The organism is Peterkaempfera griseoplana (assembly GCF_001418575.1).
Taxonomy (GTDB): Bacteria; Actinomycetota; Actinomycetes; order Streptomycetales; family Streptomycetaceae; genus Peterkaempfera; species Peterkaempfera griseoplana.
Genome location: NZ_LIQR01000166.1, coordinates 1 through 6,624 on the forward strand (window position 1 = coordinate 1; position 6,624 = coordinate 6,624).

Sequence of the window (6,624 nt, forward strand, 5' to 3'; positions counted from 1 at the left end):
CGCATTCCCCCCGGCCGGGGGTCAGCCCGTCCGGCGGTTGGCGCGGGCCACGGCGCGTGCCGCCTCCCGCTTGTCCTGCTTCTCCCGCAGCGCCTGCCGCTTGTCGTAGAGCTTCTTGCCGACCGCGACCGCCAGCTCCAGCTTGGCCCGGCCGTCCTTGAAGTACAGCGAGAGCGGGACCAGCGTGTGGCCGGTCTCCTTGGTCTTCGCCTCGAGCTTGCGGATCTCGTCGCGGTGCAGCAGCAGCTTGCGCTTGCGGCGCGCCGCGTGGTTGGTCCACGTCCCCTGGGTGTACTCGGGGATGAAGAGGTTGTCGATCCAGGCCTCGCGGCCGCTGATGTAGGCGTAGCCGTCCGTGAGGTTGGCCCGCCCCTCGCGGAGCGACTTCACCTCCGTACCGGTGAGCACCATGCCGCACTCGTAGGTGTCGAGGATGGTGTACTCGTGCCGCGCCCGCTTGTTCTGCGCGATGAGCTTCTGTCCCTTTTCCTTTGCCATAGCGCCGATCATTGTCGCATCCGGCGCGGCCGGACGGGAGTCCATTACCCCGGGGAGCCCAGCCCGGAGAGCACGGTGAGGGCCAGCTGCTCGGCCTGCGCCGGGTCGGCCGCGGCGGGGACGGAGACGTCGGGCTCGATCCCGGCGCCGTCCGGGGAGCGTCCCGCGGGGGTGAACCAGCGGCCCACGGTCAGCTCCAGCACCGACCCGTCGGCCAGCCGGCTGGGCTCCTGGACGGTCCCCTTGCCGAAGGTGCGGGAGCCCACCACCACCGCGCGGCAGCGGTCCTGCAGCGCCCCCGCCAGCAGCTCGGCGGCGCTCATGGTGCCGCTGTCGACCAGCACCACCAGGGGGGTGGCCGTGTCGCCGCCGGGCGCCGCGGTGAGGTCCTGGTCGGCCCCGTGCACCTGGTACGTGCCCACCGGGCCGCCGTCCAGGAAGGCGGAGGCGGCCCGTACCGCCTCGGCGACCAGGCCGCCGGAGTTGCCGCGCAGATCGAGCACGATGCCGCCGGTCCGGGCGCCGTCCGCGGTCCGCTGCGCGGCGGCGCTGCGGGCGGCCTCGGCGACCTCCCGGCCGACCCCGGCGGTGAAGGCGCCGACGGTGATCCGGGTGATGTCGCGGCCCGGGTGGTCCACCGCGACGTCGTGGGTGGCCAGCAGGGTGCGGCGCAGGGTGACCTCGCGGACCGGGGAGCCGGCCCGGCGGACGGCCAGGGTGACGGTGGAACCCACCTCCCGGTCGGCGTCCGCGGCCGGCATCGCACTGCGGCCCTCCGGGTCCTGCCGGCTGGCGCGGCCGCCGGCGCTGCCGGTGCCCGTGCCGCCGCCCGCCGTGCTGCCGCGCAGCCTGGCCACCACCTCGGTCACCGGCATCTGCTCGGCGGGTGCGCCGTCGATCCGCACCAGCCGGTCGCCCACCCGGATCCCGGCCCGCGCCGCGGGGGTGCCCTGCTGCACGCGGGAGACGGCGACACCGCCGTCGCGGTCGCGGCTGACCCACAGGCCGACGCCGACGTACTCGCCGTCCAGGCTCCGGGCGTACTCCGCGTACTCCTCGGGGCTGTAGTAGGCGGCCCAGCGGTCGCCGCTCTGCCCGACCAGCCGCTCGGCCTCCTCCGGCGAGAGGTCCTCGCCGCTGAGGTCGGCGCCGTCGGAGACCAGGCGGGCCGTGACCGGGTGCCGTGGCGCCGGGACGGTACCGCCCGCCCCGCTCCATGCGCCGGTGGCGGCACCGGTGGCGAGCACCGCGCCGAACACCAGCGACAGAGTCGCACCCTGGCGCATCCGCCGAGACGAACCGGACATGGCTTTGGAGTGTAGGGCAGGCGACGGGCCGGGCCGGGTCATCCGGTCACGTAATGCGGCAAACGTCACCGTACGCGGCCGGGCCCCGGCCCCCGGCGTCGCCGGGGGCCGGGGCCCGATCCGTTCGGGGGACACGGCGGCCGTCAGACCTTCAGGTACTTCCGCAGGGTGAAGAACGCGGCCACGGCGGCCATTCCCATGCCGATCACCACCAGCAGCGGTATCACCCGCATCACCTCGGGGAGGCCGATGAAGTGGATGAACTGCACCCGCGGCTGCAGCCAGTTGTGCACGAAGAGGTTGCCGACCAGCAGCAGTCCGGACGCCAGTGCCGCACCCAGCAGGGCGGCGAACGCCGCCTCCGCGATGAACGGCATCTGCACATAGAAGTTGGAGGCGCCGACCAGTCTCATGATGCCCGTCTCACGCCGCCGGCTGAACGCGGACACCCGGACGGTGTTCACGATCAGCAGCAGCGCCACGCAGACCATCAGCGACATCACCCCGAACGCGACCGTCTGCAGGCCGTTGAGCAGTCCGAAGAGGTTGTCCAGGATCTTCCGCTGGTCCTCCACCGACTGGACGCCGGGCTTGCCGGCGAAGGCGCTGGCGATGACGTCGTACTGCTGCGGGTCCTTGAGCTTCACCCGGAACGACTCGGGCAGGCCGTCCGCACCGACCACGCCGGTCAGCGGGTTGTCCGGGTTCATCTCCTTCCAGTGCTTGTAGGCGTCCTGCTTGTTCTCGTACTGGACGTCGGCCACCACCGGGAGCTTCAGCAGGTCGGCCTTGATCTGGGTCCGCTGCTGGTCGGTGACCGCACCGCCGGAGCAGGAGGCGTACTGCTTGGCGTCGCTCTTGTTGCAGAGGTACACGGCAACCTGCACCTTGTCGTACCAGAACCCCTTCATGGAGTTGACCTGGTCACGGACGAGGAGGCTCGCACCCGCGAGGGCGAGCGAGAGCGCCACACTCACGACGACCGCGATGGTCATCGTCAGATTGCGTCGGAGTCCTACGCCGATCTCCGACATGACGAACTGGGCCCTCATGATGTCCTTTGCTTGCTGTCAGTGCTGGTAGCCGTACACGCCGCGCGACTGGTCGCGGACCAGGTGGCCCTTGTCCAGCTCGATGACGCGCTTGCGCATCTGGTCGACGATGGCCTGGTCGTGGGTGGCCATGAGCACGGTGGTACCGGTGCGGTTGATGCGGTCGAGAAGCTTCATGATGCCGACCGAGTTCTGCGGGTCCAGGTTGCCCGTGGGCTCGTCCGCGATCAGCAGCATCGGGCGGTTGACGAAGGCGCGGGCGATGGCCACGCGCTGCTGCTCACCACCGGAGAGCTCGCCCGGCATCCGGTCCTCCTTGCCGGCCAGGCCGACCAGGTCGAGGACCTCGGGGACCACCTTGTTGATGGCGGCCTTGGGCTTGCCGATCACCTCGAGGGCGAACGCCACGTTCTGAGCGACCGTCTTGTTGGGCAGCAGGCGGAAGTCCTGGAACACGGTGCCGAGTTGACGCCGCATATGGGGGACCTTCCAGTTGGAGAGCCGCCCGAGGTCCTTGCCGAGCACATGCACCGCGCCCTGGCTGGGCCGCTCCTCGCGCAGGAGCAGGCGGAGGAAGGTGGACTTCCCGGAGCCGGAGGACCCGACCAGGAAGACGAACTCGCCCTTCTCGATCTCCAGCGAGACATCCATCAGGGCCGGACGGTTCTGCTTCGGGTAGGTCTTGGAGACGTTGTCGAATCTGATCACGGCTGCATCACGGTTCGCCAGTCTAGGAGGACAGGAGCGGCGTCCACCGCTCCCCCGGTGGTGGACCATACGCGAACGACGGCTGTGATTGCAGGCTCGCCAGAGGCAAAGGTGGGGGATTTCACGGACGAAATGGGACTAATCCTTCCTTTCCCAGCTCACCTGTTTGCTCCAGCACTCGCGTCCAGCGGTCGCCATTACCGACAGGTATGCGGTAGGCGCGCCGGATCCGGCCGAACCTGGCACAGTGGAGGGGACGAACCGAAGGGTCCTCCCAGCCGTCTTTCGGACATGACAGGGAACGAAGTCACCGTCCCGGTGCGTTGGCAGGATGAGGAGGAGATCGCCATGACCTATGACCGTCTGGTGTGCGCCAACTGCGCGGGGCCGGTCAACGAGGGCCGCTGCCCGGTCTGCCGGGCCAACCGCGAGCGGCTGCAGCAGCAGCAGAACCCGTTCGCGTCGATCTCGCCCGCCGCGCTGCTCGCCCTGGTGGCGGCGATGGCCGCCGTGTTCCTCATCGCCCGCCACGCGCTGGCCTGAGCCGCACCGGCCCCGTCCGAGGACGGGCACCGGCGCGCCCCCACGACAACCGGAAGGCCCCGGGAGAGCACTCGCTCTCCCGGGGCCTTCCCCGTCTCACCTTCAGCGTCTCATGGCCGCACCGGGCGGCTGCCGCGGTCACGCGGCGGCGGCGGCCTCCTGCTGCTTGCGCCACCGGATGCCCGCCTCGATGAAGCCGTCGATCTCGCCGTCCAGCACCTGCTGCGGGTTGCCGACCTCGTGCTCCGTCCGCAGGTCCTTGACCATCTGGTACGGGTGCAGCACATAGGACCGCATCTGGTTGCCCCAGGAACTGCCCTCGCCCTTCAGGGCGTCCATCCTGGCCTGCTCCTCCTGGCGGCGCCGCTCCAGCAGCTTGGCCTGGAGGACGTTCATCGCGCTGGCCTTGTTCTGGATCTGCGAGCGCTCGTTCTGGCAGGAGACCACGATGCCGGTCGGGATGTGGGTGATCCGCACCGCCGAGTCGGTGGTGTTGACGCCCTGGCCGCCGGGGCCGGAGGCCCGGTAGACGTCGATCCGCAGCTCGCCCTCGTCGATGTCCACGTGGTCGCTCTGCTCCACCACCGGCAGCACCTCGACGCCCGCGAAGGAGGTCTGGCGCCGGCCCTGGTTGTCGAACGGCGAGATGCGGACCAGACGGTGGGTGCCCTGCTCCACCGAGAGGGTGCCGTAGGCGTACGGGGACTTCACCGCGAAGGTCGCCGACTTGATGCCGGCCTCCTCCGCGTAGGAGGTGTCGTAGACCTCGCTGGGGTAACCGTGGCGCTCGGCCCAGCGCAGGTACATCCGCATCAGCTGCTCGGCGAAGTCCGCCGCGTCCACGCCGCCGGCCTCGGCCCGGATGGTGACCAGGGCCTCACGGGCGTCGTACTGGCCGGAGAGCAGGGTGCGCACCTCCAGCTCGTCCACGGACTTGCGGACCGAGGCCAGCTCGGCCTCGGCCTCGGCGCGGGTGTCCGCGTCGTCCTCGGCCTCGGCCAGCTCGAACAGGACCGAGACGTCGTCGATCCGCCGGCGCAGGGTCTCCACCTTGCGCAGCTCGCCCTGGAGGAAGGAGAGCCGGCTGGTGACCTTCTGCGCGTTGGCCAGGTCGTCCCAGAGGTCCGGCGCGGCGGCCTCCTCCTCGAGGCGCGAGATGTCGGCCCGGATCTTGTCCAGGTCGAGGACGGCCTCGATCGACCCCATGGTCGACTCGAGGGACTTGAGCTCTTCGGAAGGATCCAGTGCTGCCACGCAACCAGCGTAATGGCTCCACGGCGGAAGCGGCTTCGCCGGGGGCACGGCGCCGCGCGGGGCGGCGGGTCAGACGGTGTGGAGGTACCGCAGGGCGCCGTCGGGCGTGCGGGCGAAGACCCCCGTACGGGCCCCCTCCGCGACCGGGCCCGGGGCGTAGCGGCCGCCCGCCCCCGGGTCGGGCAGCGCGCCCGTGCGCCAGGCGCGTCCGCCGGAGTGCGAGACGGCCACGGCGAGCCCCCCGGCCGTACCGCGCCCGACGACGTAGAGGGTGCCGTCGTCGGCCAGGGCGGGCTCCGCGCGGTCGCCCCCGCCCAGCCCCGGCACCTGCTCGGCGGGGTGCCAGGCGCCCCGCAACGCGGTCACCCGCAGCACCGCGCCGTCCGCAGCACGGACCACGAAGGCGTCCAGCCGGCCGTGCGGGCCCGCCGCGAGGCCCGGCGTGCCGTCGATGCGCCCGGCCGTCGGCACGGTGGCCCAGGCACTCCAGGTGCGGTGCACATAGGAGGCCGTCGCCAGGTCGGTGCCGATCCGGGCCACCAGGTCGATGCGGTCGTTGGAGTCGTCCGCGGTCGCGGCGGGCGGCGAGTCCAGCTTGGTGCGGCCGTCCAGCTGGCCCCACGGGGACCAGCTGCCGCCCGCGTAGGTGCGCTGGTAGAGCAGCCGGTCGGTGCCGAGGGCGAAGAGCACGATCCGGCCGTCGGGCATCGCCACCGGCGCCGGGTCGCCGCTGACATGGATACCGGTGAGCAGCCGCCAGGGGCCGAAGCCCGATCCGGCCCTGGTGACATAGCGGACGGCACCGTCGCGGTCGGTGGCGAAGGCGAAGGTCACACCGTCCACCCGGACCGCCCTGACCCCGCCGGCGACCGGCGCCGGCTGGGCCGGGACCCGCTGCCAGCCCGACCACTCGGGCGGTGCCGCGGTCTCCGCGCCGGGGGAGGTGTCGGCGGCCTCGGCGGCCGACGGCGCGGTGGGCAGGCCCGGACCGCGCACCCCCTGCCCCGAGTCGTGGTTGCGGCCCGCGGTGGCGGTGGCGGCGCCGCCGGGACGCCCGGCGCCCTTACCGGAGCCGCTACCGGAGTCGCCGCCGAAGGCCGCATAGGCGGCGCCGACCGCCCCGGCCACCACCAGCACCGCCAGTACCACGGCCGCCAGCCGGCGCCGGCGGACCACCACCGAGACCGGCCCCGCCGGGTGACCACGGTGGCTGCGGGCCCGCCCTCCGCCCGGCCCGCCGGGCGCGGCGCCGCGCTGCTCCC

Annotated in this window: 6 protein-coding genes and 1 pseudogene; 1 reads left to right on the forward strand and 6 read right to left on the reverse strand. The window is 72.2% G+C overall.

What is annotated here, in order from left to right; all coding sequences use genetic code 11:
* Nucleotides 1-21 precede the first annotated feature (21 nt).
* From smpB to ftsE, 4 genes are all read right to left on the reverse strand, one after another.
* Complete coding sequence (gene smpB, locus AOK09_RS13540) at nt 22-498, reverse strand: SsrA-binding protein SmpB (RefSeq protein WP_055587420.1); 477 nt, start codon at nt 496-498, stop codon at nt 22-24.
* Between the two features lie 44 nt (nt 499-542).
* Nucleotides 543-1,805, reverse strand: a complete 1,263-nt coding sequence (locus AOK09_RS13545) for a S41 family peptidase (RefSeq protein ID WP_055587421.1) — start codon at nt 1,803-1,805, stop codon at nt 543-545.
* Nucleotides 1,806-1,948: 143 nt separating this feature from the next.
* Nucleotides 1,949-2,857 carry a permease-like cell division protein FtsX gene (gene ftsX / locus AOK09_RS13550; protein ID WP_055587422.1) on the reverse strand — a complete coding sequence of 303 codons (909 nt, stop codon included), beginning with the start codon at nt 2,855-2,857 and terminating at the stop codon, nt 1,949-1,951.
* An 18-nt stretch (nt 2,858-2,875) separates the two neighbouring features.
* Nucleotides 2,876-3,565 (reverse strand): cell division ATP-binding protein FtsE, encoded by a 690-nt coding sequence (ftsE, locus tag AOK09_RS13555; protein ID WP_055587423.1) that lies wholly within the window; start codon nt 3,563-3,565, stop codon nt 2,876-2,878.
* Nucleotides 3,566-3,913: 348 nt separating this feature from the next.
* Between ftsE and AOK09_RS13560 the strand changes: the two genes are divergently transcribed.
* Nucleotides 3,914-4,108 (forward strand): hypothetical protein, encoded by a 195-nt coding sequence (locus AOK09_RS13560; protein WP_055587424.1) that lies wholly within the window; start codon nt 3,914-3,916, stop codon nt 4,106-4,108.
* A 138-nt stretch (nt 4,109-4,246) separates the two neighbouring features.
* On the opposite strand, the gene prfB is transcribed toward AOK09_RS13560, so the two are convergent.
* Complete coding sequence (prfB, locus tag AOK09_RS13565) at nt 4,247-5,362, reverse strand: peptide chain release factor 2 (RefSeq protein ID WP_055587425.1); 1,116 nt, start codon at nt 5,360-5,362, stop codon at nt 4,247-4,249.
* A gap of 69 nt (nt 5,363-5,431) precedes the next feature.
* Nucleotides 5,432-6,624: pseudogene (locus tag AOK09_RS13570) on the reverse strand (glycoside hydrolase); the annotation flags it as partial.